Below are 26,491 nucleotides of genomic sequence, written 5' to 3' on the forward strand. Positions count from 1 at the left end.
TAAAAAACCTCCAATAAGGAGGTTTTTTTACTTTTTATGTTGCGATATTTTAGTCCTCAGCAGGAATACGCAATACTTGACCTGGATAAATTTTATCAGGATGCGTTAACATTGGTTTGTTAGCTTCAAATATTACAGGGTACTTCATAGCGTTTCCGTAATACGTTTTTGCTATTTTACTCAAAGAATCACCACTAACTACAGTATGAAACTGAGCTTCAGGTTCTTGAACTGCAGTTGTCATTCTATCGTCAACACTTGCAATACCTTCTGTGTTACCAACAACTAATACTACTTTTTCTCGCGTAGCTTGATTTTCAGCTTCACCATAAATTGTCGCTAAATCACCATCAACAGTAATGTCTAAGTCAGTTACTCCAAAGCCTAAAGCTTCAACAGCATTAACAAGTTTGCCCGCTTTTGCCCGACCAAGTTCAGCAGCTTTTGCTGCATCTTCAGCGGCTTCTTCTTCGGTAGTTTTACCAATGCCAAAAATTTTTGCACCAGCGTTTTTAATAAATGAAAATAATCCCATAATTTAATTTTGTTTTAATCGATTAATAATTTGTATTCAGTGCGTCAATATACAATATTTTTAAAAATTGTATTGGTTTTTGGAATTAAAAATTCTGTGGAAAATTGTATTTTTGTATAAAGTAATTTTTATGATAATTCACAACCTTGAAGAGAGTAACTCCATTTTAAATCAATTTATAGCAGAGATAAGAGATACTACTATTCAAAAGGATTCTATGAGATTTAGAAGAAATATTGAACGAATTGGGGAGGTTTTATCATATGAATTGAGCAAAACACTAGACTTTCAGACTAAAAACGTACAGACCCCATTAGGTGTGAAAGAGGCTGCTGTATTGCAAGATAAATTGGTGTTGTGTTCAATATTACGAGCTGGTTTTCCACTGCATCAAGGCCTGTTAAATTATTTTGATAATGCAGAAAATGCTTTTGTTTCTGCTTACAGACACCATCCAGATGGTAGCGATGATTTTCAAGTTATTGTAAATTATTTAGCTTCTCCATCTATTGAAAATAAAACTTTATTATTGGCGGACCCCATGTTGGCCACGGGTAAAACATTAGAAAATGTGCTAAAAGCTCTCAAAAATCATGGCGTACCTAAACAGATTCATATAGTTTCAGTAATAGGCTCTATAGAGGGTGTAAATTATATTAAAAAGGTTTTTCCTGAAAACTCACATTTGTGGATTGCCGCAATTGATGATGAGTTGAACTCTAAGGGTTATATTTTACCAGGTCTGGGTGATGCCGGAGACCTTTCCTATGGAGAAAAATTATAAGAAATATCCTATAATTGCTATTATTGAAAATAAATACAAAAACACCTCTTTAAACCATTTTTCTTTAATAATTTGTAGATAATTTGTAAAAATTATTGCCAAAGGAAAAAATAGATATAAAAACTCTGAACCATCCTTTATTGGTGATAGCACTACAATTAAAATACTTAGAATTAAGTGAGCCATTAGAACATACCAAGAGTTTTTAAGTTCACTTTTAAAGGTTATAATTTTAATTGTAGTTGGTATTAGTACCCAAATTAAAAAACCTAGCAATAGGGCTAAAGGTATTAATAGTTGTGGTGAATTATAATTGGTATATAAAAAGCTATACGTAAAATCTAAGTTAAAATTTTCAAACCCATCAATTAAAATTAAGTAGGTGCCATAAATAATAAAAGGCGTAATAAGTCCCACTAAAGGTATTATTACATTTCTTACAGTACGTTTATTAAAATTAACAATTGCTATATAAGGTAAAATTATGTAAAATATACACCAAGGATATATTAAAGTTGCAATGCCAATGTAAAAAGAGCTATCAAACAATTTTTCTTTGGGGTTCTTAATCGTTCTTAAGCTGTAAATTCTTCTAAAAGCTAATAACAAAATAAAATGAGATATTATTAAAGTATAATCAGTAGTCACTTTTGGAAACATAGCAATAAGGACTACCATTAAAAACAAATCGAAAGCATTGTCTTTTATTAAACCATTTTTCTTGGTAATAAACTGAACTAAAAAAAGAGTCAGTAAGAGCAATACTAGAATACCCAATCTTTCAAAAAAAAATAAAAGAGTAAAATCAACGGTTGGTAATGAAAAAGTAGTCACTAAAATTACCAACAATAACAAAATAAAAATAGAAAAAGTAGTTATTGGTGTTGATTTATTAAAAAAATTGGCAATCATTGGTAATTATTCATATTTTTGCCCTGTAAATATACTTAAGTTATGATTGCAAACAATATTTTTAGAGCTTTAGGCGATTTTTTCACTAATGTTTTATTTGTTCCTTATGATTTTTTCAGATCTATAGATGGTTGGTGGGCATCTAATATATTTAATACTATAGTTGTACTTATAAGTTTTATTGCAACTTTTTATTGGTTGGGTAAAATGGTTAAGCATCAAAGAGAAAATAGTCTTTAACAAAAACATGTTTTGGGCAGCAAAAATAAATTAAAACGCTTTCGCGAGAATGAAACGTTTGCAAATGTATTACAGCCCACTAGAAAAGAAATTTTTGATGGCTTTCATCTAAAATCTAAATGGCACACTTTTTTTAAAAACACCAATCCTATTATTTTGGAACTTGGTTGTGGTAAAGGAGAATATACAGTTGCTCTAGCCAAGCAAAATCCACAAATAAATTACATAGGCATTGATATAAAAGGTGCACGTTTTTGGCGTGGAGCTAAAACGGCATTAGAAGATAACCTTACTAATGTAGCTTTTATGCGTACTCAAATTGAGTTGATAGATTTGTGTTTTGGAATTGATGAAATTAGTGAAATTTGGATAACCTTTCCTGATCCTCAAATTAAGTTTAAACGGATGAAACATCGTTTAACAAATCCAGATTTTTTAAAAAAATACCAACAGATACTTAAAGACAAGGGTGTGGTTCACCTAAAAACAGATAGCGAATTTTTGCACGGATACACATTGGGATTATTACAAGAAGGGAACCATGAGGTTTTATATGCCCATCATAATATCTATAATAATCCGCACAGTCCGCTAGAAGTTACTCAGGTTCAAACCTTTTATGAAAAACAATTTTTAGAACAAGAAAAAGCTATTACTTACATTAAATTTAGTACATGCTATTAAAATATTTTTTAAATTAGTATTTTGTCTACCATATGTCTGAAGATAATTTTTTTGAAAGAGTATACAAAGTTGCCAGAAAGATTCCTTACGGTAGAGTTACTTCATACGGAGCTATAGCCAAACATTTAGGAGCTGCAAAATCTGCAAGAATGGTAGGATGGGCAATGAATGCGAGTGGCCTTGATGATACCATTCCGGCACATAGAGTAGTAAATAGAAATGGGGTACTAACAGGTAAGCACCATTTTAATGGAATTAATCTAATGCAGCAGTTATTAGAAAATGAGGGGATTAAAGTTAAAGACGCTAAAATTTTGAATTTTGAGTCGGTTTTCTGGAATCCAAAAGATTAATTGTTAAAAAACAAGCAATATTTTTAATAAAATTAAGTTTTAATAGTGTTTTTAAATAAAAGCATTGCATTATTTTTACTAAATTGCGACCCAAAAGGGAGAGTACATGAAACGATCTTATAAATTACTTACATTAATAATGTTTTTTTCTTTGACTGGTGCTTTTGCTCAAGTTGAATTTAGTCATGAGTTTGGCATCACTACAGGACCAGTTACCATGCAAACGGATTATGGTGAAAGACATCATTTACCAAGTAGTACTGCAACTAGCTTTGGAGCTGCCGTTGTCCATTACCTCAGTTTTTACGGAAGTAATTATAATTGGAGAAATGGGGCCAGTTATTTTTCTGATCATTTTAAACTAAAAACAGAAGTTTCATACTATTTCAACAATAGTTTAGAACACAAAGGGCGTTATGTAGCTGATGGATCTAACAATGCTGAACTTGCAGAATTAAGAGCCATGAAAGGGAAAACAAAATCAATTAATTTTGGTACGGCTTTAGAATATTATTTTAAAAATCTAGAAGATTACGGACTTTTGTTTAATGATGATGATAGGTTTGCTCCTTATATAAGTGCTGGGATTCAATTCAATATGTTTACTCCCGAACTGACATCTGACTTAGGTGACTGGATGACAAACCCCTCTGTACTGCCTCAAAAATGGCAAGACGAAGTCTATGTTGGTAAGCAAAATGCTCTTTCTATGACTTTGAGTGCTGGAACCCGTTATAAATTAAATAATTTTGACTTAGTCTTAGATGCCCGTTGGCAATATTTCTTTACCGATAAATTTGATGGTTTAGACGCAAAGGATACATCAAGTAAATTTAACGATACCTTAATTTATTTTAGTGTTGGAGTGGTTTTTGACATGGAAACTTTTGCAAGAAAATACTAATCTAAAACATTTTTTAGATCCTTTATAAGATCATCAATATCTTCAATACCTACGCTTAATCTTATTAAATTGGTTGTTATGCCTATTTTTTCTCTTTCCTTTTCAGGAATAGAAGCATGTGTCATCGTTTCAGGATGATTCACTAAACTTTCTACTCCGCCTAAAGATTCAGCCAAAGTAAACACCTTAAAACTTTCCAATATCTTAAACGTACTCTCTTGGCTTTCATCCTTTAGTTTAAACGAAACCATTCCACCAAAATTTTTCATTTGCTTTTTAGCGATACTATAATTTTTGCTGTTTTCTAATCCAGGATAAAAAACTTCACTTACTTTTGGGTGTGAATATAAGTACTGTGCAATTGCCAATCCATTTTCACTATGCCGTTGCACTCTTAAATGTAGGGTTTTTATACCTCTTAAAGCCAAAAAACAATCTTGTGGTCCAGCTACGGCACCTCCGGCAAATTGTATAAAATGGATTTGTTCTGCTAATTTTTCGTCCTTGACCATCAATGCACCCATAACCAAATCCGAATGGCCACCAAGATACTTTGTAGCAGAATGCATCACGATATCAGCTCCTAAATCTAAAGGTTGTTGTAAATAAGGAGTGGCAAATGTATTATCAACCGCTATAAGAATATTTTTATCAATAGCTTTAACATTTTTTGAAATTTCCTCAATATCAGCTATTTTCATCAAAGGGTTTGTAGGAGTTTCTAACCAAATCAGTTTTGTTTTTTCATTTATATATTTTTCGACATTACTAGCATCTTCCATATTTACAAAGTGGAATATCAATCCGTATTTTTCAAATAATTTAGTAAACATTCTATATGAACCTCCATATAAATCATCTCCAGCAATTATTTCATCCCCAGGGCTTAATAACTTTAATACACAATCGGTTGCTGCTAAGCCTGAAGAAAAAGCAAAACCGTGAGAGCCGTTTTCAATGGCTGCAAAATTGTTTTCTAACGCTGTGCGTGTTGGGTTTGCAGCCCTAGAATATTCATACCCTTTGTGCTTGCCCGGGCTACTTTGAGCATATGTAGATGTTTGATATATAGGAGGCATTACTGCTCCAGTTGATGGGTCATTTTGCTGACCTCCATGTATGGTTTTTGTGTTAAATTTCATGTTCTGTTTTATTGATAAGATATAATTTACAAATGTAACATTATTAAACCATCTTTTTTAAAGCTAAAATATAACCTAAATGAATCCCTTCATGGAAATTATTAAATTCAATGGCATCAGATATTGAATTTAATGTAACATTTGCACTTGTGGTATAAGATTGGTATGATTTAAAAATATTTTTCCCATAATCGTCCTCAAATTGATCTACCAAATTGAGCAGAAACTTTTTTGTGTCATTCAATTCCTGTTGGGTTATATCTATTTTAGGAGCTGTTCCTTTTTTGTATTTCTCTACCATTTTGTCAGAAACATATAATGGCAGCCCAGAGAATTTATAACATAACAATTGCTGAGTAACCACCAAATGAGCAATGTTCCAAGCGATGTTATTTTTAAACCCTTCAGGTATTTTATTGAGTTGTTCTAGAGAATAATTATCAATTATTTTTAGAATTAAAAGTCTATTTGCCCTTAAAATATCAAATTGTTTGTCCATATTTTTTAATTTAGCGTGAAAATAAAGTATTAATTTTTAAATCCAAATAGAATGAAAAAAATATATTTTTTAAAAACTTGTGATACTTGTCGAAGGATTTTAAAAGAAATTAATACTCAAGGATTTATACTACAAGAAATAAAATCCGAACCCATTACTGTTAAGCAATTAGAAGAAATGTATGCCATAACCAATAGTTATGAAGCACTGTTTAGTAAACGTTCTAAGAAATATGCAGCAATGGATTTAAAAAACCAATCCTTAACAGAAAAAGACTACAAGCAGTTAATTTTAGAGGAATACACGTTTTTAAAACGACCAGTTATTATCATTGAAAACGACATTTTTGTTGGAAATGCAAAGAAAACCATCGAAGCGTTAAAAAATCACCTTAAATAATCATTTTTTTTATTACAGTATTGGGTTTAAGAAAATTTTCTTTCAATTATAGTAATTAACCTCGCTTCATATTCTTCTTTTCCTGTCCAATCATAGTCAGGTTTTATCTGATTGTATATAAAATCCTTGGCCTCTTTTTCAGTTTTTAAAGTATTTAGTTGTGATAAAACTCTATTGAAATCAGCTTGACTGAAGTTAAACAGATTTTTCACAAATGCAATTCTATCATTTAAGCCAATTTGGATAGTTTGATTGAACATTTTATCGTTCAATGTTTTTTTCTCGTTTGGTTTGTCATCATCAAAAAGGGTAGATGTTTTATCAGCAGAAACAGAATCTCGAAACTCCTCTTTAGAACTTATTTGATTCGCCTTTAGGCCTTTGATGTCAATTTTAACCTTATCAAAAGTAGGCTCAAATAAATTTTTCTCTTCAACTTCTTTTTTAGGAGCTTTTGATTTGGTTTCTATTTTTTTTAGGAGGTCAACTTTTTTCTCAATTGGAGCGACAACAGTTTTTTTCTCAATTTTTGTCTGGACTTCTTCAATAAGTTCTTCTTTGGTTTTTTGAAGATTTGGTGTAGTTGCCACGTAATCATCTACAAAAGCAAGTAAAGAAAGCTTTTCATAAAGCAATCTTGCTTTCTCTTTTAAAGCAGGAGCTTCATCCTTGTTTTTCATTTGTAAAATGCTATGAGCTAGACTTACTAGCTCGGCTTCCAATTTTTTGTGCATAAAATGATAATTTTATATCTATTGTAGGACTAATTTTTAATAGATTTGTTAAGATTCTATAATCAAAAATAAGTCTATAATATATCAACGCTTAAAATTACAAAATGTTTCTCGAAAATACGGTAAATCAGGCAGAACAATTTGGTTGGATTGAGGTAATCTGTGGTTCTATGTTTTCGGGTAAAACGGAAGAATTAATACGCAGATTAAAAAGAGCACAGTTTGCTAAACAAAAAGTTGAGATTTTTAAACCAGAAGTAGATAAGCGTTATGATGATGATAATGTGGTCTCGCACGATGCCAACGAAATCCGTTCAACACCTGTGCCCGCAGCTGCAAATATCAGGATTTTGGCTAATGATGTTGACGTAGTTGGTATAGATGAAGCACAGTTCTTTGATGATGAGATCGTAGCCGTTTGTAACGATTTAGCCAATAGGGGTGTTAGGGTTATTATTGCTGGTTTAGATATGGATTTTAAAGGAAATCCTTTTGGACCTATGCCGGCACTTATGGCTACAGCTGAGTATGTTACCAAAGTACATGCGGTATGCACTAAAACAGGTAATTTAGCCCATTATAGTCATAGAAAGGTAAAAAATGATAAGGTTGTATTTCTTGGGGAAACAGAAGAATATGAGCCTTTGAGCAGAGCTGCTTATTATAAAGAAATGATTCAGGAGAAAGTAAAGCATATAGAAGTAAAAGATGCAGAAAAAATTACACCTAAATCAAAATAGCAGATGGCTCAAGTTCAAGAAACTGTTTTAGAAATTGATTTAAATGCTCTTCAGCATAATTTTGAATACCTAAAGTCAAAGCTTAAAGAGAAAACAAAGACTCTAGCAGTTGTTAAGGCTTTTGGTTACGGTACTGATGCCTGTATCGTTGCCAAACATTTAGAAAAGCTAAATGTAGATTATTTTGCTGTAGCTTACGTTAATGAAGGTGTTGCTTTACGAGAGGCTGGAATAAAAACTCCCATTCTAGTCTTACACCCACAAGTTGTAAATTTTAAAACGCTTATAAATTACTGTTTAGAGCCCAACTTATACTGCAAACAGGTGTTAGAAGCTTTTGAAGAAATAGCTAAAACTGAGAATCAAAAAGATTATCCTATACATATCAAATTCAATTCAGGTTTAAATAGATTAGGGTTTTCTGAAGATGACACTAATGATGTTATTGATATATTAAATGAAACAAATGCTATAAAAGTAGCCTCAATCTTCTCGCATTTGGCAGCCAGTGAAGATTTGAAGGAAAAAGAATTTTCTGAACGTCAAATTGAGGTCTTTGAAGAAATTATTGAAAAATTTAAATCAAATCTAAATTATCAACCACTGTCTCATATGGCGAACACTTCAGGAATTTTAAATTATCCTGAAACTCATTTTGATATGGTCAGAATGGGAATTGGTTTATACGGTTTTGCCAATGATGAAGAATTTACCAAACAGTTTAGGAATGTAGCTTCTTTAAAATCGATTATTTCTCAGATTCATACCATAAAAAAAGGGCAATCTGTTGGATATAACAGAGCTTATAAAGCTGAAAAAAAAATAAAAACTGCAACAATACCAATAGGCCATGCCGATGGAATTCATAGAGCATTTGGGAATGGTAAAGGATATGTTCACATTAACGGGGTCAAAGCTCCAATCGTTGGTAATGTTTGTATGGATATGCTTATGGTAAATGTGAGTAACATAAATTGTGAAGAAGGAGATGAAGTGATAATTTTTGACAATCAGGAAACCGTAAACGATTTAAGTATAAGCATAAATACTATTCCGTACGAGATTTTGACCGCAATTTCCCGAAGGGTGAGAAGAATTGTTAAGTAAATGTTAATTTTTGTATATTTGTCGTTATTAACCTATTAAACAAAACTAAAATGTTAAAAGAGTTCAAGAATTTTATTATGACCGGCAACGTTATTGATTTTGCCGTTGCTGTTATTTTAGCAGGTGCTGTTGGCCTTGTGGTTAACGGATTTGTAAATGACATTATTATGCCTATTGTTGGTCATTTTGCCGGCGGAATGGATTTTGCCGCTATGAAACATGTTTTATCTCCGGCGGAATTAGCTGCAGATGGTACGGTAGTTAAGGCTGAAAATACCATAAGATATGGTGCATGGATCAACACAATTATCAATTTAATTATTGTTGGCTTTGTAATGTTTATGATGGTAAAGGCATACAATAAGACGAAAGCCCCAGTAGAAGAAGCTCCTGCAGGTCCATCTCAAGAAGATCTTTTGGCAGAAATCAGAGATTTATTGAAAAAATAATAATATTCGTAATAACCAAAATCAATTACCCTTAAGACCCGAGTTGAAAAGCTCGGGTTTTTTGTTTTTTATAATTTTACATAAACATAACCTTTTCTGGTTTTTCTATAATGTTTACCACCCCAAGCGTAATATCTTTTTCCTTTTACATAAACCACTTTATGATATTTCGGTGCTTTTTTAATAAAAACGGTTTTTGTACGCACATGTGTTGGTCTAACAGTAGTTACACAAGATGTACTAAATAGTAGTAAGGAAACTCCTAGTAGAATTGTAAATAAATTTTTCATAATCATAGTTTTTGGTATTTAAACTATTTGACTAGATGATTATAAAAAGGTTTAAATTACTAAGGTTTTTTACTGTGATATGCTTCAGCTATAGTGGGATTATCGTTGGCTGTTTCTAGCAAAATCAATTCATCACCAATAGTTACATTGCCACTTTGGAGAACTTTAAAATAAACACCGCATTTGGTGGAATTCCAAAACTGTTTTACAATGGATTGGTCATTAAATCGAATACCTAGTTTAAAACAGGGTTGCCTTGACTTGCTTACTTGTATTTTAGCTCGGCCTAGTTGATAAATTTCACCAATATGAATTTCAGTTTCTTCTAAATTACTGAATGTTATGTTTTCGCCAAAAATACCATATTGCCAATCTAAATTGGGGTGTAGCTCTTTAAAATAATGGTAGTGGTTCTCTCCATAGGCATAAACGGCTTTTTCAACACCGCCATGGCTTTTTCTGTTTACAATAGTATCGTTCTTTACATTTTCAGTATCTAAAAAAATGGCTTCTTGCACAGGGTATTTAAAAATGCCGGTTTCAAAAGTTTTATTTCGCCATTGAATAGTCTTTTTTTTGCCTATATTTACAGATACAATTTTCAAGGTTTTTTATTTTTAATTAAAACATTCGCAATTTTCCTATCGTTGGACAATCTAGGTATTTTGTTTTGCCCTCCTAATTTACCAATAGATTTCATATAATTTTGAAAACCACCTTTTTTTATTTTAATAACCTTTAAAGTTTGCAAAATGTTTCCTACAATTAAATCATAGTAATAAGAATTTTGTTGTTGCATACTGGAATCTACTTTTGCAATAAAATCAAGCATATCCTTTGGTTCTTTTTCAAACTCTATAAACCATTCGTGATAAGGTAATCCGTTTTCTGGATTAGTTTGCGGTGCTACTGTAAATTCATTTACGGCTATATCCGTTCCTGTAGTAGCGTCTTGTAAAGCCTGTTCTACTTCTTTTGCGATGACGTGTTCACCAAAAGCAGAAATAAAATGTTTTATCCTGCCCGAAACAATAACTCTGTGTGGTTTTAAGGTAGTAAATTGAACGGTATCGCCAATATTGTAAGCCCAAAGCCCTGCATTGGTAGAAATTAGTATTACGTAATTTACACCTAATTCTACATCGGCTACGGTAATCCTTTCGGGATTTTCATCAAAAAATTCATCCGCTTTAATAAATTCGTAAAAAATGCCGCTCTTTAGGAGCAGTAACATTCCCTTTTCGTCTTGTTTGTCTTGATAAGCAAAAAACCCTTCAGAAGCGGGGAACAGTTCAATGGAATCCACTTTTTTACCGATCATTTTTTCAAACTTATTCCGGTACGGTTCATAATTAACACCGCCATAAACGAATAAATTGAAATTAGGAAAAATCTCGCTGATATTTTTTCCGGTTTTGGCCATCAATTTTTCAAAATACATCTGTACCCAAGAAGGAATACCACTAATGAGCGTCATATCTTCTTGTAAGGTTTCTTCAACAATGGCATCCACTTTGGTCTCCCAATCTTCGATACAATTGGTTTCCCAGCTGGGCATTCTGTTTTTTTGTAAATAGTTAGGCACATAATGAGCCACAATACCCGAAAGTCGTCCAGTTTTGATGCTATTTTTTTCATCAATAATGGGGCTTCCTTGTAAAAATATCATTTTGCCATTTACAAAGTCGGCATTGCCTGTTTCTGCAATGTACATTAACAATGCATTCCTTGCTGCTTTAATATGAAACGGCATGGATTCCTTAGTAAGTGGAATATATTTGGCACCTGAAGTAGTTCCAGAAGTTTTTGCAAAATAGAGAGGTTTACCCTGCCAAAGTACATCAGGTTTACCCTGCAAAATCTGTTCAATGTAAGGTTTTAAATCCTCGTAATCTCTAACAGGAACTTGTTGTTTAAAATCTTGGTACGAATTGATGTTACCAAAGTTGTGATCCTTGCCAAATGAAGTATTTTTAGCATGAGCGATTAATTTTTTAAAGACTTTGTTTTGTGTTTTCTCGGGTTCATTTGCCCATTTATAGATTCGTTTTTGAATACGTTTAGCAATAGGTTTCGCTAAAATAGATTTAATCTTCATCATTCAAAATCTATAAAATTTACTGGATTTACAGGAAAACCATCGTTCCAGAGTTCAAAGTGCAAATGTGGTCCGGTAGAGAGTTCGCCCGTAGAACCTGCATTGGCAATGGCTTCTCCGGATTTTACAATATCCCCTTGTTCTTTATGTAAGGAGGAATTGTGTTTGTAAACCGACAAAAACCCTTTTTGATGTTCTAAGATTATCACAAATCCAGTTTCTGCGGTAAACCCGGTAAAAATAACCGTACCGTCGGCCACAGCCTTTACTGGAGAATCTTTTTCAACGGCAATATCAATGGCATAATGTTTTTCTTCAGGATTATATACATCGGTAATTTTGCCCGAGATAGGGGCAAAGAAAACCAAATCCGTTTTTTTAGTAGCTTTTTCAAAAACACTAAACCGATCTTCACGTTCCACTTCTTCTCTAAAGGCAGAATCAACGGGAGAAATGGTATTGTCTAAACTTACGTCTTCAATACGCAACTGTTCTTCAATGGAATCTCTATTTATGGCAATGTCTTTTACCTTGCCCGAAAGCACTTGTTGAATGTTTTGCAGGTACACGTCGTTAACCGCTAATTTTTGTTCCAGGGAGTCTACTTTGTAAACTAAATCGGTTGCTTTTTTCTTTAAGGCTGTAGATGAATAACCAGGAACATATTCTTTTAATGGCGTAAAAGCAATTAAAAAAATAGTTGACCCTACCAGCAAAACAGAAAATAAAGAACTTAAAATAAGTACGTTAAGCCTATTGAGCTTAAAAGAAAAACGTTCTTCAAATGTATCTTCGTTTAACACCACAAAGCGGTATTTAAACGTTAGCTTTTCTTTGATTTTTGCCTTATTTACTTTTTGTTTAGCCATACGCAAGAAACAAATATACGACTGTTTTTTGAGTTTGGAACGGTTAAGAAAATTTCAAGTCAATAGAATTAATCAACTATCTATAAAAATTCATTTCATCCACATATTTCCAAACTTTACAAGGTAATAAGGGTTGTATGTTCTTTTTATCGGCAATGGCTTTTCGGATAAACGTAGCCGAAATTTCCATAATCGGGGCGTCAACGATATGGATTTTAGGATGGTTGTCAAATCGGGTTTCTGGTTTTTTGTCTTTATAAATTCGAGGATAAACGTAGATATTGTAATCTTCTAAAATAACCTCATAATTTTTCCATTTATGGAACGAGGCCAAATTGTCCTCGCCCATAATCAAGTTAAACTTGTGTTGAGGATATTTTTCAGCTAAATGAACAAGTGTGTTTATAGTATAGTTGGGTTGAGGTAAATCAAACTCAATGGTAGAGGGTTTTAGTTTTGGATAGTCTTCAGTTGCAATTTGTACCAACTGGTATCGATGATTGTCCGTCAATAAAGTAGATTTCTTTTTAAATGGGGAGTGTGGGGTAATGACAAACCAAACCTCGTCTAGCTCTGAAAATTCTGCCATATGATTGGCAATGGCTAAATGTCCAATATGAATAGGGTTGAAAGTCCCAAAATACAAGCCGACTTTCATTTTTTTTTCTTTTTTACACCCACAAAATCAGCTACCAACTCTTCAGCTTCTTTTTGGGCCACATCCAAATCGTAATTTTTTATAACCTTATCAAATTGTGGTGCGGTTGCCAGTTCTACCGAAGCTTTGGCAATTCGCATATTAATGCGGTCGTCACTTTCAGTCTTACGTTTTTTAAGCCTTATTTTAAGTTCATCAATACTGGGCGGTTTAACAAAAACGGCTAAGGTTTCTTCAGGGAACTTCTTTTTTATACGTAAACCACCAGCTACATCAATATCAAAAATTACATGTTTACCTAATGCCCAAATCCGCTCTACTTCTTTTTTAAGTGTGCCGTAAAAATTATCCCTGTACACTTCTTCCCATTCTAAAAAATCATCATTCTTAATATGATTTTTGAATTTTTTTGCGCTTATAAAATAATAGTCTTTGCCATCAATTTCTTTGCCTCGAGGTTCACGAGAAGTGGCAGAAATAGAGAATTCTAAGTTTAAATTTTCTAGACCTAATAAATGCTTTACAATGGTAGTTTTACCCGAACCAGAAGGAGCGGAAAACACAATAAGTTTACCTTTTTTCTGCTTAGAATTTTTATTTGAAGGCATAAATTGCTTTTTCTTTTATAAATACTGTTTGGTGTTTTAACAATTGCTGTAATTCTAATCTTACACTGACTATCAAATAATTATAAAAAACAAATACTAATTAGTATGTTTTTTTATAAATATCGTTTATAAAACATTTAGTAATTGTTCCTTAATTTTCTCTAATTCATCTTTCATTTGTACTACTACCTTTTGCATTGGAGCAAAATTAGATTTTGAACCCGTAGTATTAATTTCCCTACCAATTTCTTGACAGATAAAACCTAGTTTTTTCCCATTGGAATCTTTACTCAGCAAAGCTTCTAAAAAATAATCTAAATGATTATTCAAACGCACTTTTTCTTCTGTAATATCTAACTTTTCTAAATAATAAATGAGCTCTTGCTCAAATCTGTTTTCATCAACATTTTGCTTTAAATCTAATACCGCTTTTTCTAAACGTTCTCGGACTTGAGCTATACGTTGTTCATCTAATGTACTAACCTCTTTGGACAATTGTTGAATATTTTTGATACGTGTAGTAAAATCGAGTGCTAAAACAGCACCTTCGTCAGCTCTAAATCCTTGCACTTCGTCTATAGCTTCATCAATTGTTTTCTCAATTTCAGACCATTCAGTTTCATCAAATTCTTCACGCTGCGTTTTTAAAACATCAGGCAAACGCATTGCAATTTCTAATAAACTTTCAGATGAGACCTCGGTAACACTTCTTAATTGATCTATATAATTATTAACCACCTCTTGGTTAATGGTTGAAGTGGTTTCGCTTCCAGTACTTTCAATATAAATTGTAAAATCTACTTTTCCTCTAAATAATTGTTGTGATAATTTGCTTCTAATTTCTAACTCTTTTTCTCGATACATTGAAGGCACCCTAACATTCAAGTCTAAATTTTTACTGTTTAGCGTTTTAATTTCTACAGTTACTTTTTTTTGAGATAGTTCAGTTACGGCTTTACCGTAGCCTGTCATAGATTGTATCATATAATATCAGGGTAAGATTTACGCAAATTTACGCAAATTATGTTATTTGTTTAGGTTGACTAACGATAGTTACCATATAAACTCCAGTAAAAATTAACAACGTAGCTAAAATTTTAACAATACTTAGGGTGTCACTGTTTGTTAACAAAGCATAAATACTAGCAATTACAGGCTGCAAATAGATAAAAATACTAAGTGTAGTAGGTTTTAATTTTGTTAAGGCAAACAAATTGAAGAGATAAGTAAAGAAGGTAGTAAAAACAATTATAAACCCCGTTTTTAATAAAATATCCGTTGACATAGATTCCCATTGTATTTCTTGCAGCTCGGAAAGACCAAAGGGTATTACCATTAATAACCCAAATGTGTAAATCCATTTTACAAAGGTCAAAGGATGGTATTTATCAGTTAAGCGTTTTACGATAATCAAATAAAAACTATATAACGAAGCATTTATAAATACTAAAAAATTTCCCAACAGTGGATTTTCACCACTATTTATGCTCTGACCATAGACTATCAAAATAAACGCTCCGCACAACCCTATAGCTATGCCTATAATTTTTTTAAGATTTACTTTTTCCTTTAAAATAATTGTAGAAAGCAGTAACACAACAATGGGCACGGTAAGCATAATTACCGAAGCATTAATTGGGCTTGTTAAGCTTAATCCCTTAAAAAAAGTAAGCATATTGAATGCCACTCCGAAAATGGCGGCTAAAAAAATTCTGATATAATCTTGGCGTTCAATTTTTTCTTTTTTTGCAAAGAAGCTTATTGCCCAAAATAGAACGGTTGCTCCCAAAACCCTCAATATAATAAAGGCATAAGGTTTTACATATATGGGCATTACATCCTTGGCCACAGTATAACTAACACCGTAAATCAATGCTGCCAGAAAGGCAAGTAGTAAGGCGGCATTTCTAGGGTTCATTTGTGGTTAGTCGATTTTTGACAAATTTACTGAAAACAAAAAAGTAATGACTTGACATAATCAAATCATTACTTTATAAATAATATTCGGAATTTATTGCTAATTATTTGGCAGCATCATAACGTCTTTCAACCTCGTTCCAATTGATAACGTTAAAAAAAGCATTGATATAATCAGGTCTTCTATTTTGATAGTTTAGGTAATATGCATGTTCCCAAACATCAAGACCTAAAATTGGTGTACCACCACAACTTACGCCTGGCATTAATGGATTATCTTGGTTAGGTGTAGAGCAGATTTCAACTTTTCCGCCTTTATGAACACAAAGCCACGCCCAACCAGAACCAAAACGTGTTGCTGCTGCCTTAGAAAAAGCATCTTTAAATTCGTCAAAAGAACCGTATGCAGCTTCAATAGCATCTTTTAAAGGACCAGATAAACGGCCTTTATCTTCAGGACTCATAATTTCCCAAAATAAACTGTGGTTGTAAAATCCGCCACCATTATTTCTAACACCACCATTATCCATATCTAAATTGGCTAGAATATCTTCTATAGATTTTCCTTCAAGGTTAGTGCCTTCAATGGCTGCATTTAATTTATTGGTATATCCTGCATGATGTTTAGAATGATGTATTTCCATTGTTCTTGCATCGATATGTGGTTCTAACGCGTCATAAGCGTAAGATAATTTTGGTAATTCAAAAGCCATAATTTTATGATTTTAGATGTTAAACTTCTTTAGTTTTAATTGAATTCAAATATAAATATTTTGAATCTAAAAGTCTATCGATTCAGATAGAATGTTTTTATTAGGTAATAGATTAACGTTATTTTAATTTCTTAATTGATGTAATGCTTTGCTGACCGAGTTGTAGGTAATTTGTCTACCGTTCAATTCTTTAATTAATGTTGTTTTCTCTTCCTTAGACGCCTCAAGCTGATTTAAAATATTGTTTAAATGCATTTTCATGTGACCTTGTTGTATACCTGTTGTAGTCAAGGCTCTTAAAGCAGCAAAATTTTGAGCTAACCCAGCAACCGCAACAATTTGCATTAATTCCTTTGCGGATGGGTTTTGCAATAAGTTTAAGGATAGTTTTGACAAAGGGTGTAAAGAGGTTAGACCTCCTACAGTACCTAAAGCTAATGGAATCTCTATCCAAAAGTTAAAAACACCGTCATCAATAGAACAATCACTTAGGCTTTTATAAGTTCCACTTTTTGAAGCGTATGCATGCACCCCAGCTTCAACAGCCCTAAAATCATTTCCAGTAGCTATAACAACCGCGTCAATACCATTCATAATACCTTTGTTATGGGTAACTGCTCTATGAGGCTCTACTTTTGCAATTTGAACCGCTTGATAAAATTTTTGTGCAAATTCTAATCCATTTTCACCTAGATCTTCTATGTTACAAGAAACTTCAGCTTTAACTAAACAATCGGGTATGTAATTAGATAAAATACTCATTACAATCTCAATACTGTCCTTTCTAAAAGTTTTGGCGATAGTCTCTAAACAAGAATTTATAAAATTAGCCCCCATACTATTTTTGGTCTCAAAAGTAACATGGAGTTGATAGTAATTTTTTAAATCGGCAGTTTTATTTCTAAGTTCTATATCTAAAATCCCACCACCACGTTTTCGCATATTTTTAGTTATGGATTCAGTAGCTTCTATTAATTTTGGTTTTACAGAATTGAAATAGTTTTGCAATTCTTCAAAATTTTCATCACACATAAAATGTACCTGACCAATTTTGGTAGTAGAAATTACCTCAGCTTTAAAGCCACCTCTTTTGCTCCAAAATTTCGCAACTAATGAAGCAGCAGCTACAACCGAGCTTTCCTCAATTGCCATAGGTATAGCATAAGGTTTGCCGTTAATTATAAAATTAGGGGCAACGGCAAAAGGTATATAGAAATTGGAAATGGTGTTCTCTATAAACTCGTCATGAAGTTGTTGTATTTTAATATCAGGGTTGAGATATTGATTTAAAACCGAGTGCGACTCTGGACAATCTATTAAAAAATTATCCACCAGCCATGCTATTTTTTCTTTTTTATCAAGTTTAGAAAATCCACTTATAGTTTTAGACATATATCAAATTGCATTTAATTCTGTTGTAAAGATACCATTCAAACTCAAATTATCTATATTTTAAGCCAATTTTTGCTGAAATTTCCGTAAACTTGAAACACTTTTAAAAAATGACTATTTTTAACAAAATTTAATGTAAACCCATCAACTTATGTCAGAAATTTCCAATCAACCCCAAGAAAAACAAATGTTTGGACACCCTGTAGGACTATTTTATCTGTTTTTTGCTGAATTATGGGAGCGTTTTAGTTTCTATGGAATGAGAGCGTTGCTAACGCTTTATATGGTTGAACATATTTTCAAAGCAATTGTTGAGCGTGATACAGCAACTGCTGTTGTATATGCTTCTTACGGTTCTTTGGTCTATGCATCAACTGTAATTGGTGGTCAAATTTCTGATAAAATTTTAGGAATGAGAGCGTCTATTTTCTTAGGAGGGATTTTAATGGCTTTAGGTCATTTTGTGTTGGCTATAGAAAATGATATTGCTTTCTTTTTGGCATTAGCTTTTATTGTGGTAGGTAATGGGTTCTTTAAGCCAAACATATCAGCTTTTGTTGGTACATTATATAAAGATGGAGATGTAAGAAAAGATTCTGGTTTCACCATTTTCTATATGGGAATTAATATTGGAGGCATGGTTGCTCCTTTTTTATGTGGATTGTTAGCTCTAAGATATGGTTATCATTATGGGTTTGGTTTGGCAGGAATTGGAATGTTAACTGGTTTAATTTTCTTTTGGAGTGGCATAAAGAAGAATGTTTTTGGAGATAAGGGCATGCCGCCAAGCCAAGAAGTTTATGAAAAGAAAGTCCTAGGGATGCCTCAAAAAACTCTAATTCCAATCATTGCATTTTTATCTGCTCCTGGAATAGCATGGTTATTAGCTTCGTGGAAAGACAATTATGTCTCTGGAATATTTATATTTATTGGAATTGCTGTTTTGGTTTATCTTGCCTATATAATTTATAATTTAAAAGACAATGTTGCCCGAAAAAAATTGGTAATGGCGGTCTTAATTACTTTCTTTATGACATGTTTTTGGGGTTTTCATGAGTTATCAGGTAGTGTAATTACGTTATTTGCTTCCAGAAATGTGGCTTTAGATGGTATTATGACTGCAAGTCAAACTAACGGACTAAACTCTATGTTTATTATCATTTTGGCGATTCCTATTTCTCTATTATGGGGGTATTTAACTAAAAAGAAATTAAACCCAAGAACACCTTTTAAGTTTGGTTTAGGGTTAGTATTTGCAGGTTTAAGTTTTTATATTCTTTCAATAAGCGGTGGGAGTGCTAATGAAAATGGAATGGTCCCATTTTATTATTTATTTATAATGTATTTTATCATTTCAATTGGGGAGCTATTTATGTCACCAGTAGGATTGTCAAAAATTACAGATTTATCACCAAAAAACATTGTATCGTTTATGATGGGTGTTTGGTTTTTATCATCTGCTTTTGCTTTTCAAATCGTAGGATTTATTGGTAAGCAACTTGCAATTGAAAGTACCGATGTAAATGTTGGTGGGTTGGAAACATTAGGAATTTATACCGATGGTTTTGGGCTTATTGCAAATTATGCACTTGGTGCAGGTTTAATTGTATTGCTATTCTCACCCTTAATGAAGAAATTAATGGGGAATGTACATTAGACAATTTAAAATAAACAATAGAATACATCGTTTTGTAATTTAGGCATATTATTTGCGTCGTATGTTATAGAATAAATAATTAGAAGTAAAACTTAAAAGATACTCCGCTCTGGGCGGAGGATAACAATGAAAAAATTTATAATATTTATTGCAATACTAGGATATTCTTTTAACGGGATAGCACAAGAAAAAGGGGAAATCAACTGGATAACGGTTGAGGAAGCTATTGCTGCTCAAGAGAAAGAGCCCCGTAAAATAATGATAGATATGTACACTACATGGTGTGGTCCTTGCAAACTATTGGATAGAAACACTTTTCAGAATAAAGATGTTGCCGATTACGTCAACGAAAATTATTACGCCGTAAAATTTAATGCTGAAGGTGGTGGGACAGTCAATTTTAAAGATAAAGAATACGGAAACCCAAACTATGATGCCTCTAAAAAAGGAAGAAATTCTCAACATCAGTTTGCCCAATATTTGAGGGTACAAGCTTATCCAACTATAGTTTTTTTAGATGAGAAAGCTGACTTGTTGGCTCCAGTAACGGGATACCATGCTCCTAATCAGCTAGAAATTTTCTTAAAATTATTCGCCACTGACAAACATAAAGAAGTTACTACAAAAGAACAATGGGAGACCTATCAAAAAGAGTTTAAGGCAGAGTTCAAGGCCGATTAACTTTTATTTACTTAAACCCAAAAGGGTTACAAAACTTTCCTTACTTTGCAACACTTTAAAAACTTGTTGTGAACTACCTATCTGTTGAAAATATTTCTAAATCCTATGGAGAGCGTATACTCTTCGAAGATATTTCTTTTGGCATCAATAAAGACCAAAAAATTGCTTTTATAGCTAAAAACGGTACTGGTAAAACTTCCATATTAAATATAATAACAAACAACGATAGTCCCGATAATGGGCAGGTAGTCTCAAGAAAGGATTTACGAATTGCTTATTTGTCTCAAACCGATGAACTAAATGCTGAGCAAACAATTGAGGAAGCTATTTTTAGTTCTGAAAACCCTATTTTGAAAGTAATACATCAATATGAAAATGCGATAAAAAACCCCGATGATTCTGAAACCTATCAGAAAGCATTTGATTTGATGGACCAACATCAGGCTTGGGATTTTGAAACACAGTACAGTCAAATCTTATACAGGCTAAAATTAGAAGACTTGAGTCTAAAAGTGGGTAATCTTTCGGGTGGGCAGCGAAAACGGCTTTCTCTAGCAATAATTCTAATCAGTAAACCTGATTTATTGATTTTAGACGAGCCGACCAATCATTTAGATTTGGAAATGATAGAATGGTTGGAAAACTACTTTAAAAAAGAGAAAATTACACTGTTTATGGTTACACACGATCGGTATTTTCTGGAACGTGTCTGTAATGAGATTATTGAATTAGATGGAGGTAAATTATATACCTATAAAGGTAATTATTCCTATTATTTAGAGAAAAAAGAAGAACGCATAGCTATTGAGCAAACGACTATCGGTAAAGCTAAAAACCTATTTAAAAAGGAATTAGATTGGATGCGTCGCCAACCAAAGGCAAGAACAACAAAATCCAAATCGAGAATAGACGATTTTTATCAAATAAAGGAGAAAGCAAGTCAACGCAGAAAAAACCATGAGGTACAGTTGGAAATCAATATGGAACGTTTGGGAAGTAAGATTCTTGAACTGCACAACATTTCCAAATCCTATGGAGATAAAAAGGTGCTTGACAAATTTGATTACGTCTTTAAACGTGGTGAACGTATTGGTATTATTGGTAAAAACGGAACAGGTAAATCTACTTTCTTGAATATCATAACGGGTAATACTCCCGTAGATTCTGGTAAGGTGGTTATTGGTGAGACTATTAAATTTGGATATTATACGCAATCTGGAATTGAGGTAAAGCAGGGTCAAAAGGTTATTGAGGTCATTAAGGAATTTGGTGAGTACATTCCCTTGACTAAAGGGCAAAAAATATCAGCGGGCGGCTTGTTAGAGCGTTTCTTGTTCGACAGGAAAAAACAGTACGACTATGTTGAAAAATTGTCTGGAGGTGAGCTAAAACGCCTTTATTTATGTACGGTTTTAATCCAAAACCCTAATTTTTTGATATTGGATGAGCCTACCAACGATTTGGATGTTTTAACCCTAAATGTATTAGAAAATTTCCTGTTAGACTATCCCGGTAACCTATTGGTAGTTTCACACGATAGGTACTTTATGGATAAAATCGTGGATCATTTGTTTGTATTTGAAGCAGAAGGTCAGATAATGGATTTTCCTGGTAATTATTCCGATTACCGCGTTTATGAAGATTCACAACCTTCAGGTACTAAAAATGATTTACCAGAAACGCCCGAAATCCTTGTAACTGATGAAAAACACCAAAAACAAAAATTATCTTACAACGAAAAACAAGAATTCCGCCAATTAGAAAAGGATATTGCCAAACTGGAAAAACAAAAAGCTACTATAGAAAAACAATTTGCAAATAATGAAATTGAAAATGAGAAAATTGATGAAACTTCTCAGCAATTACAACAACTAATTGATAGTATTTCTAATAAAGAAGAACGGTGGTTAGAAATTTCTATGAAGATGGAATAGTAACAATTTCATTTTCTCGCAACAAATCTAAATTATTAAAACGTAATAATAATTGTGCTACGGCAATGGTATCTCGTTCACAATAGCTGACAATTCTTTCCAAATCATTTTCATCATAAAACACCTTGGCTACTTGACTACCATCAATATCTTGCTTTGGTGATGGAATTCCTAAAATATTGGTCAATAAATTTAAAGAGGTATAGTGCTTATAATCACCAAACTTCCATAACTCTAGCGTATCTAAGTGGGCAACTTCCCAAGGTTTTTTACCAAATAAGTTTAATTTTGGAGGCAAAGTTATGTTGTTGATAATCATTCTGCGAGCGATATATGGAAAGTCAAACTCTTTACCGTTATGGGCACATAATAACTGATTACTTTTATTAAAATGAATCTCTAACAAATTTTTAAAATTGACTAAAATTTGTTTTTCACCTCCAGAAAAAGAGGCGATTCTAAAACTTCTATCATTTTCAAAATCAACAAAATAACCAACAGAAATACAGATTATTTTACCAAATTCCGCCCATATTCCAGCACGTTCATAAAAATCTTCTGGAGAAATTTCACCTTTACGCTGGTATTCAGTTTTCTTAGCAAATAACTCTTTTTTTAAATCAGAAAGTTCATCAAAAGTAGCTACTTCTGGTACAGTTTCAATATCTAAAAATAAGATATTTTCCAATTTAATTTTATTGAGCATTTTATTTGTATTTACATAAAGTGATTATAAATATAGTAAATTATAACAAAAAAAGTGAGCTAATTAAAGTTCACTTTTGTAAATCGGGTTGGGGTTGTGTTATTTTACAACCAATTTGCGAATGGAAGTATTTCCCTTTTCATAAACTTTTAGAATATAAACGCCTGAATCAAATTTGGAAACGTTTAATTCCTTACCTCTTAAAGTAATATTCAGCACTTCTTTACCTAATAAATTGTAGAGCTGTACTCTCTTGTCTGCATTGTAAAAAGTATGTATATAGATTTTGCCATTAACCACAGGATTAGGATAAACTTTAAAATTTTTTATTTCAGTAGACTTTTGAACTGAACTGTTTTTGCTGGAATCAATATCGGTGTTTTGCCCGTAAAAACAAGTAGTTGCAAGCAATAATAATAAAAAAAAGTAATTTTTTTTCATGCTTATAGATTTAATTCGGCAAAAATGGTTGATTGACTCTTAGTCGGTTAGTTGAACAAATTTAGACAAATATTGTGCTCAATTGTGTTAATTACTCTAATTGTGAATAACTTTAGCAATTGTTGAAAAGCTTTTTTAGTCTTAACTTACATTTAGCAGATACTTAACCTTCAATAAATCAGTACATTAAAAATAATTTAGAACTTAATGTTAACTTAATATTGGCAAGTTAAAATAATGTTAAGTTTATAAAATTATTACTTTTGATGAATTTATAGTTTAAAATGAAGAAAAAAAACATAAAAATATTGTTGGTAGATGATGAACCAGATGTCCTAGAAATAGTTGGTTATAATTTAATAAACGAAGGCTATCAAATTTTTACAGCTAATAATGGATTAGAAGCTATCGATAAAGCTAAAGAGGTAATCCCACATTTAATTCTTTTAGATGTAATGATGCCTAAAATGGATGGTGTTGAGGCTTGCGAAAAAATTAGAAAAATTGATAAACTGAGAGATGTTATTGTAGCCTTTTTCACTGCTAGAGGTGAGGATTATTCTCAATTGGCTGGTTTTGATGCAGGTGCTGATGATTATATAACCAAACCTGTAAAACCCAAAGTGCTGGTAAGTAAAGTTAACTCATTGTTAAGACGTGTAAGGCAAAATGAAGAAGAGATAAAGACTATCATAACCATCGGAGATATTACTATTAATAGGGAAGAGTATTTTGTCCAAAAAAACAAAACAAAGATAATTTTGCCTCGTAAAGAGTTTGAATTAATGGCTTTGTTGGCTTCCAAACCAAATAAGGTTTTTGAACGCGATGTTATTTTACATAGCGTTTGGGGCAATGATGTTGTAGTTGGTGGCAGAACTATAGACGTTCATATTAGAAAACTTAGAGAAAAAATAGGTGACAACTATTTTAAAACAGTTAAAGGGGTTGGTTATAAATTTACTACTAAGTGAAGCCAAAACAAACATATAAATTTGCATTTAAGTCCTCTTTATACATTGCATTTTTCTCATTTCTTGTCGCCTTAGGGTTAGCATATTTTTTAACTCAAAAGATTAATTTACTTGTTAATGTACTTGCCGCATTTGCTATTTTCATTTTTTCATTTCTTGTTATACAATATAGAGTAGAGCATTTTATTTATAAAAGAGTAAAGAAAATATATGAAGATGTTTCTATGTCTAAAATGGACAACCTAGACAAGAAAAATATTACAACCGATATGGAAACATTATCTAAAAGAGTAAAGAAATTTGCCGAAGATAAACACTTAGAAATAGAAATGTTACAACTAAGAGAGGAGTATAGAAGAGAGTTTTTAGGAAATGTTTCGCATGAGCTAAAAACACCGTTATTCACTGTTCAAGGGTATTTGTTAACCTTGTCAGATGGGGCTATTAATGATAAATTAATTAGGGACAAATACTTAAAAAGAGCTAATATTGGTTTGGAAAGGTTGGTTAGTATAGTTGAAGATTTAGATATGATTAATCAATTAGAATCTGGAAACCTAAACTTGTCAATTAAGCAGTTTGATATTGTTAAGCTAATTAAAAATGTATTTGAATTGTTAGAATTCAAGGCTAAAAAACGAAATATTTCATTGCAACTTGATAAGATATATAACACACCCATTTTAGTTAAAGCTGATAGAAAACGTATTGAACAAGTAGTTACAAATTTAATTGAGAATTCAATTAAATATGGTAAAATTGAGAGTAAAAACACCGTAAGTATTAAAAACTATTCAGATTCTCAAATTATAATTGACATTAACGATGAAGGTGATGGTATACCTGAGCACAATCTTCCAAGAATATTTGAGCGTTTTTATAGAGTAGAACAAAGCAGATCTAGAGAGCAGGGCGGTTCAGGATTAGGTTTGTCTATTGTAAAACATATTATTGAAGCACATCAGCAAAAGGTATTTGCTAAAAGTGAATTGGGCAAAGGCTCTACATTTTCGTTTACTTTAGAAAAGTTTAAATAAATCAGAATTAAATTTGTCTTCTTTTGCTTTGGAGTTTGCAGGTTTAAAACCTTTATACTCATCTACCAAATTAAGCATTTCAATTTTAAAATCATCTTGCTTTGCGTAAGGGGCAATATTCAAATTAGATATCCTATCAGCTAAATATTCCTGTTCATATTGTCCTGGAGTAGGTATAAAAAATGCCTTTTTACCCAACTTAGCTAAATCCAACAATGTTGAATAACCAGATCTTGCTAAAACGACTTCACTTTCATTAATGGTTTGTTCCAATTCTTGACTTAACATATAGTCGACTATGGTAACGTTACCGTTAATTTCAGAGATTTTTTTATCGGTAAACAAACCTCTAACCAATATTATTTTTTTAGGATAGTTTTCAAGTTGGGCTATAAGTAATTCTTCTAAAAAACTACGTTGAGGTTCTGGACCGGACAGGACAACAGCCAAATCGTATTTTTTGGAAATTTTCCTTTTTTCAAATCTACTTATAGCACCAACATATTTAATATTCAACTTATCATTTTTTGTTAAGGATAATTTTCCTGTAAGTTGCAAATCATCAATGTCAGGAATCCAACACTGATCAAATTTTTCAATGATTTTTTGATGTATTTTTGAAGTAACCGCAGTTGTATTGCCTGACAGCACGTTAATTTGATGTGTAATATAGACCGATGGGACTTCAGACAGTCGCACTCCGAACCTATTATCAGAAATAATGCCCGAAAGCTTTTCATTTTTGTGTATATCACCAACTATTTTTTGCTCTTTGATACTTGCTTTAATAATAGTTGGACCACCCAAAAGTAACTGCAATTTTTGTGAGTTTCCCTTGCTGTAGCTGATATTGTAACTTGGGAGTTTGTACGATTTTAATTCTGGAAATTCTTTTTGAAGAAAGGTTAATGCAGCACCATCACTTGCCATAATAGGGGTGAAGTTGTTTTTAACTAAGGCCTTAATAATAGGTATGCAACGACTTGCATGGCCTAAGCCCCAATTTAAAGGTGCAACCAGTATTTTTTTCATTT

The 26,491-nt window shown here is 32.3% G+C and carries 32 protein-coding genes; 14 read left to right on the forward strand and 18 right to left on the reverse strand.

From position 1 onward, the window contains the following. Positions 1-49 precede the first annotated feature (49 nt). Complete coding sequence (gene lysM, locus U5A88_RS15055; RefSeq protein ID WP_354207813.1) at positions 50-535, reverse strand: peptidoglycan-binding protein LysM; 486 nt, start codon at positions 533-535, stop codon at positions 50-52. Between the two features lie 130 nt (positions 536-665). Here lysM and upp point away from each other — a divergent pair, with 130 nt between their 5' ends. Next, positions 666-1,319 (forward strand): uracil phosphoribosyltransferase, encoded by a 654-nt coding sequence (gene upp, locus U5A88_RS15060; protein WP_354207815.1) that lies wholly within the window; start codon positions 666-668, stop codon positions 1,317-1,319. Here upp and U5A88_RS15065 read toward each other — a convergent pair. Beyond that, positions 1,314-2,231, reverse strand: coding sequence for a DUF6427 family protein (locus U5A88_RS15065; RefSeq protein ID WP_354207817.1), 918 nt, complete (start codon positions 2,229-2,231; stop codon positions 1,314-1,316). The genes upp and U5A88_RS15065 overlap by 6 nt on opposite strands. A gap of 42 nt (positions 2,232-2,273) precedes the next feature. Here U5A88_RS15065 and U5A88_RS15070 point away from each other — a divergent pair, with 42 nt between their 5' ends. The 4 genes from U5A88_RS15070 (at position 2,274) to U5A88_RS15085 (ending at position 4,412) form a co-directional block, all read left to right on the forward strand. Beyond that, entirely contained in the window at positions 2,274-2,471 is a 198-nt protein-coding gene (locus tag U5A88_RS15070) for a DUF6341 family protein (protein WP_354207819.1), read from the forward strand. Between the two features lie 12 nt (positions 2,472-2,483). Further along, positions 2,484-3,155, forward strand: coding sequence for a tRNA (guanosine(46)-N7)-methyltransferase TrmB (gene trmB / locus U5A88_RS15075; RefSeq protein ID WP_354207821.1), 672 nt, complete (start codon positions 2,484-2,486; stop codon positions 3,153-3,155). Between the two features lie 32 nt (positions 3,156-3,187). Then, entirely contained in the window at positions 3,188-3,508 is a 321-nt protein-coding gene (locus tag U5A88_RS15080) for an MGMT family protein (protein WP_354207822.1), read from the forward strand. Between the two features lie 106 nt (positions 3,509-3,614). Further along, positions 3,615-4,412: a THC0290_0291 family protein gene (locus U5A88_RS15085; protein WP_354207824.1), complete on the forward strand. Its 798-nt coding sequence runs from the start codon at positions 3,615-3,617 to the stop codon at positions 4,410-4,412. On the opposite strand, the gene U5A88_RS15090 is transcribed toward U5A88_RS15085, so the two are convergent. Further along, positions 4,409-5,554: a cystathionine gamma-synthase gene (locus U5A88_RS15090; RefSeq protein ID WP_354207825.1), complete on the reverse strand. Its 1,146-nt coding sequence runs from the start codon at positions 5,552-5,554 to the stop codon at positions 4,409-4,411. The genes U5A88_RS15085 and U5A88_RS15090 overlap by 4 nt on opposite strands. 43 nt (positions 5,555-5,597) lie before the next feature. Beyond that, entirely contained in the window at positions 5,598-6,053 is a 456-nt protein-coding gene (locus U5A88_RS15095) for a DinB family protein (RefSeq protein ID WP_354207827.1), read from the reverse strand. 51 nt (positions 6,054-6,104) lie between these two features. Here U5A88_RS15095 and U5A88_RS15100 point away from each other — a divergent pair, with 51 nt between their 5' ends. Further along, positions 6,105-6,452: an arsenate reductase family protein gene (locus U5A88_RS15100; protein ID WP_354207829.1), complete on the forward strand. Its 348-nt coding sequence runs from the start codon at positions 6,105-6,107 to the stop codon at positions 6,450-6,452. Positions 6,453-6,478: 26 nt separating this feature from the next. Here the strand turns inward: U5A88_RS15100 and U5A88_RS15105 are convergent, their stop codons facing one another. Beyond that, on the reverse strand, positions 6,479-7,186 hold the full coding sequence (locus U5A88_RS15105) for a hypothetical protein (RefSeq protein ID WP_354207830.1): 708 nt from the start codon (positions 7,184-7,186) through the stop codon (positions 6,479-6,481). Positions 7,187-7,290: 104 nt separating this feature from the next. Here U5A88_RS15105 and U5A88_RS15110 point away from each other — a divergent pair, with 104 nt between their 5' ends. The 3 genes from U5A88_RS15110 to mscL are packed head-to-tail and all read left to right on the forward strand — an operon-like array spanning position 7,291 to position 9,482. Beyond that, positions 7,291-7,926, forward strand: a complete 636-nt coding sequence (locus tag U5A88_RS15110; protein ID WP_354207831.1) for a thymidine kinase — start codon at positions 7,291-7,293, stop codon at positions 7,924-7,926. A gap of 3 nt (positions 7,927-7,929) precedes the next feature. Beyond that, on the forward strand, positions 7,930-9,033 hold the full coding sequence (gene alr, locus U5A88_RS15115; protein WP_354207832.1) for an alanine racemase: 1,104 nt from the start codon (positions 7,930-7,932) through the stop codon (positions 9,031-9,033). 50 nt (positions 9,034-9,083) lie between these two features. Continuing rightward, the gene (mscL, locus tag U5A88_RS15120; RefSeq protein ID WP_354207833.1) at positions 9,084-9,482 is read left to right on the forward strand and encodes a large conductance mechanosensitive channel protein MscL; all 399 of its coding nucleotides are present in this window, start codon (positions 9,084-9,086) and stop codon (positions 9,480-9,482) included. Positions 9,483-9,550: 68 nt separating this feature from the next. Here mscL and U5A88_RS15125 read toward each other — a convergent pair whose 3' ends face one another. From U5A88_RS15125 to U5A88_RS15170, 10 genes are all read right to left on the reverse strand, one after another. After that, the gene (locus U5A88_RS15125) at positions 9,551-9,772 is read right to left on the reverse strand and encodes a hypothetical protein (RefSeq protein ID WP_354207835.1); all 222 of its coding nucleotides are present in this window, start codon (positions 9,770-9,772) and stop codon (positions 9,551-9,553) included. Positions 9,773-9,831: 59 nt separating this feature from the next. Further along, positions 9,832-10,377, reverse strand: coding sequence for an MOSC domain-containing protein (locus tag U5A88_RS15130; protein ID WP_354207837.1), 546 nt, complete (start codon positions 10,375-10,377; stop codon positions 9,832-9,834). After that, the gene (locus tag U5A88_RS15135) at positions 10,374-11,870 is read right to left on the reverse strand and encodes a GH3 auxin-responsive promoter family protein (protein WP_354208200.1); all 1,497 of its coding nucleotides are present in this window, start codon (positions 11,868-11,870) and stop codon (positions 10,374-10,376) included. Before U5A88_RS15135 ends, U5A88_RS15130 begins: the two co-directional genes overlap by 4 nt. Continuing rightward, on the reverse strand, positions 11,870-12,739 hold the full coding sequence (locus U5A88_RS15140) for a M23 family metallopeptidase (RefSeq protein ID WP_354207839.1): 870 nt from the start codon (positions 12,737-12,739) through the stop codon (positions 11,870-11,872). Before U5A88_RS15140 ends, U5A88_RS15135 begins: the two co-directional genes overlap by 1 nt. A 76-nt stretch (positions 12,740-12,815) precedes the next feature. Further along, positions 12,816-13,397, reverse strand: coding sequence for a nicotinate (nicotinamide) nucleotide adenylyltransferase (gene nadD, locus U5A88_RS15145; RefSeq protein WP_354207841.1), 582 nt, complete (start codon positions 13,395-13,397; stop codon positions 12,816-12,818). Further along, the gene (gene gmk, locus U5A88_RS15150; protein ID WP_354207843.1) at positions 13,394-14,005 is read right to left on the reverse strand and encodes a guanylate kinase; all 612 of its coding nucleotides are present in this window, start codon (positions 14,003-14,005) and stop codon (positions 13,394-13,396) included. The genes nadD and gmk overlap by 4 nt, the downstream gene beginning before the upstream one ends. Before the next feature lie 126 nt (positions 14,006-14,131). After that, entirely contained in the window at positions 14,132-14,989 is an 858-nt protein-coding gene (locus tag U5A88_RS15155; protein WP_354207845.1) for a YicC/YloC family endoribonuclease, read from the reverse strand. A 37-nt stretch (positions 14,990-15,026) separates the two neighbouring features. Continuing rightward, positions 15,027-15,923, reverse strand: coding sequence for a DMT family transporter (locus tag U5A88_RS15160; RefSeq protein ID WP_354207847.1), 897 nt, complete (start codon positions 15,921-15,923; stop codon positions 15,027-15,029). A gap of 103 nt (positions 15,924-16,026) precedes the next feature. Next, positions 16,027-16,635 carry a superoxide dismutase gene (locus tag U5A88_RS15165; RefSeq protein WP_354207849.1) on the reverse strand — a complete coding sequence of 203 codons (609 nt, stop codon included), beginning with the start codon at positions 16,633-16,635 and terminating at the stop codon, positions 16,027-16,029. A gap of 123 nt (positions 16,636-16,758) precedes the next feature. Beyond that, the gene (locus U5A88_RS15170) at positions 16,759-18,027 is read right to left on the reverse strand and encodes a hydroxymethylglutaryl-CoA reductase, degradative (RefSeq protein ID WP_354207851.1); all 1,269 of its coding nucleotides are present in this window, start codon (positions 18,025-18,027) and stop codon (positions 16,759-16,761) included. 151 nt (positions 18,028-18,178) lie between these two features. Between U5A88_RS15170 and U5A88_RS15175 the strand changes: the two genes are divergently transcribed. From U5A88_RS15175 to U5A88_RS15185, 3 genes are all read left to right on the forward strand, one after another. After that, positions 18,179-19,684: a peptide MFS transporter gene (locus tag U5A88_RS15175; protein WP_354207853.1), complete on the forward strand. Its 1,506-nt coding sequence runs from the start codon at positions 18,179-18,181 to the stop codon at positions 19,682-19,684. 126 nt (positions 19,685-19,810) lie between these two features. Then, positions 19,811-20,365, forward strand: a complete 555-nt coding sequence (locus U5A88_RS15180) for a thioredoxin family protein (RefSeq protein ID WP_354207855.1) — start codon at positions 19,811-19,813, stop codon at positions 20,363-20,365. 68 nt (positions 20,366-20,433) lie between these two features. Next, positions 20,434-22,299: an ABC-F family ATP-binding cassette domain-containing protein gene (locus tag U5A88_RS15185; protein WP_354207857.1), complete on the forward strand. Its 1,866-nt coding sequence runs from the start codon at positions 20,434-20,436 to the stop codon at positions 22,297-22,299. Here the strand turns inward: U5A88_RS15185 and U5A88_RS15190 are convergent. Then, on the reverse strand, positions 22,283-23,005 hold the full coding sequence (locus tag U5A88_RS15190) for a 3'-5' exonuclease (protein WP_354207859.1): 723 nt from the start codon (positions 23,003-23,005) through the stop codon (positions 22,283-22,285). The genes U5A88_RS15185 and U5A88_RS15190 overlap by 17 nt on opposite strands. A 99-nt stretch (positions 23,006-23,104) precedes the next feature. Further along, positions 23,105-23,446 (reverse strand): T9SS type A sorting domain-containing protein, encoded by a 342-nt coding sequence (locus tag U5A88_RS15195; protein WP_354207860.1) that lies wholly within the window; start codon positions 23,444-23,446, stop codon positions 23,105-23,107. Positions 23,447-23,730: 284 nt separating this feature from the next. Between U5A88_RS15195 and U5A88_RS15200 the strand changes: the two genes are divergently transcribed. Then, positions 23,731-24,420, forward strand: a complete 690-nt coding sequence (locus U5A88_RS15200; RefSeq protein WP_354207862.1) for a response regulator transcription factor — start codon at positions 23,731-23,733, stop codon at positions 24,418-24,420. Beyond that, positions 24,417-25,457 (forward strand): sensor histidine kinase, encoded by a 1,041-nt coding sequence (locus U5A88_RS15205; protein WP_354207864.1) that lies wholly within the window; start codon positions 24,417-24,419, stop codon positions 25,455-25,457. Before U5A88_RS15200 ends, U5A88_RS15205 begins: the two co-directional genes overlap by 4 nt. Here U5A88_RS15205 and U5A88_RS15210 read toward each other — a convergent pair. Then, a complete protein-coding gene (locus U5A88_RS15210; protein WP_354207866.1) occupies positions 25,440-26,489 on the reverse strand; it encodes a glycosyltransferase in 1,050 nt (349 codons plus the stop codon). The genes U5A88_RS15205 and U5A88_RS15210 overlap by 18 nt on opposite strands. Positions 26,490-26,491: the final 2 nt, after the last annotated feature.

It is taken from the genome of Aureibaculum sp. 2308TA14-22, from assembly GCF_040538665.1.
Lineage (GTDB): Bacteria > Bacteroidota > Bacteroidia > Flavobacteriales > Flavobacteriaceae > Aureibaculum.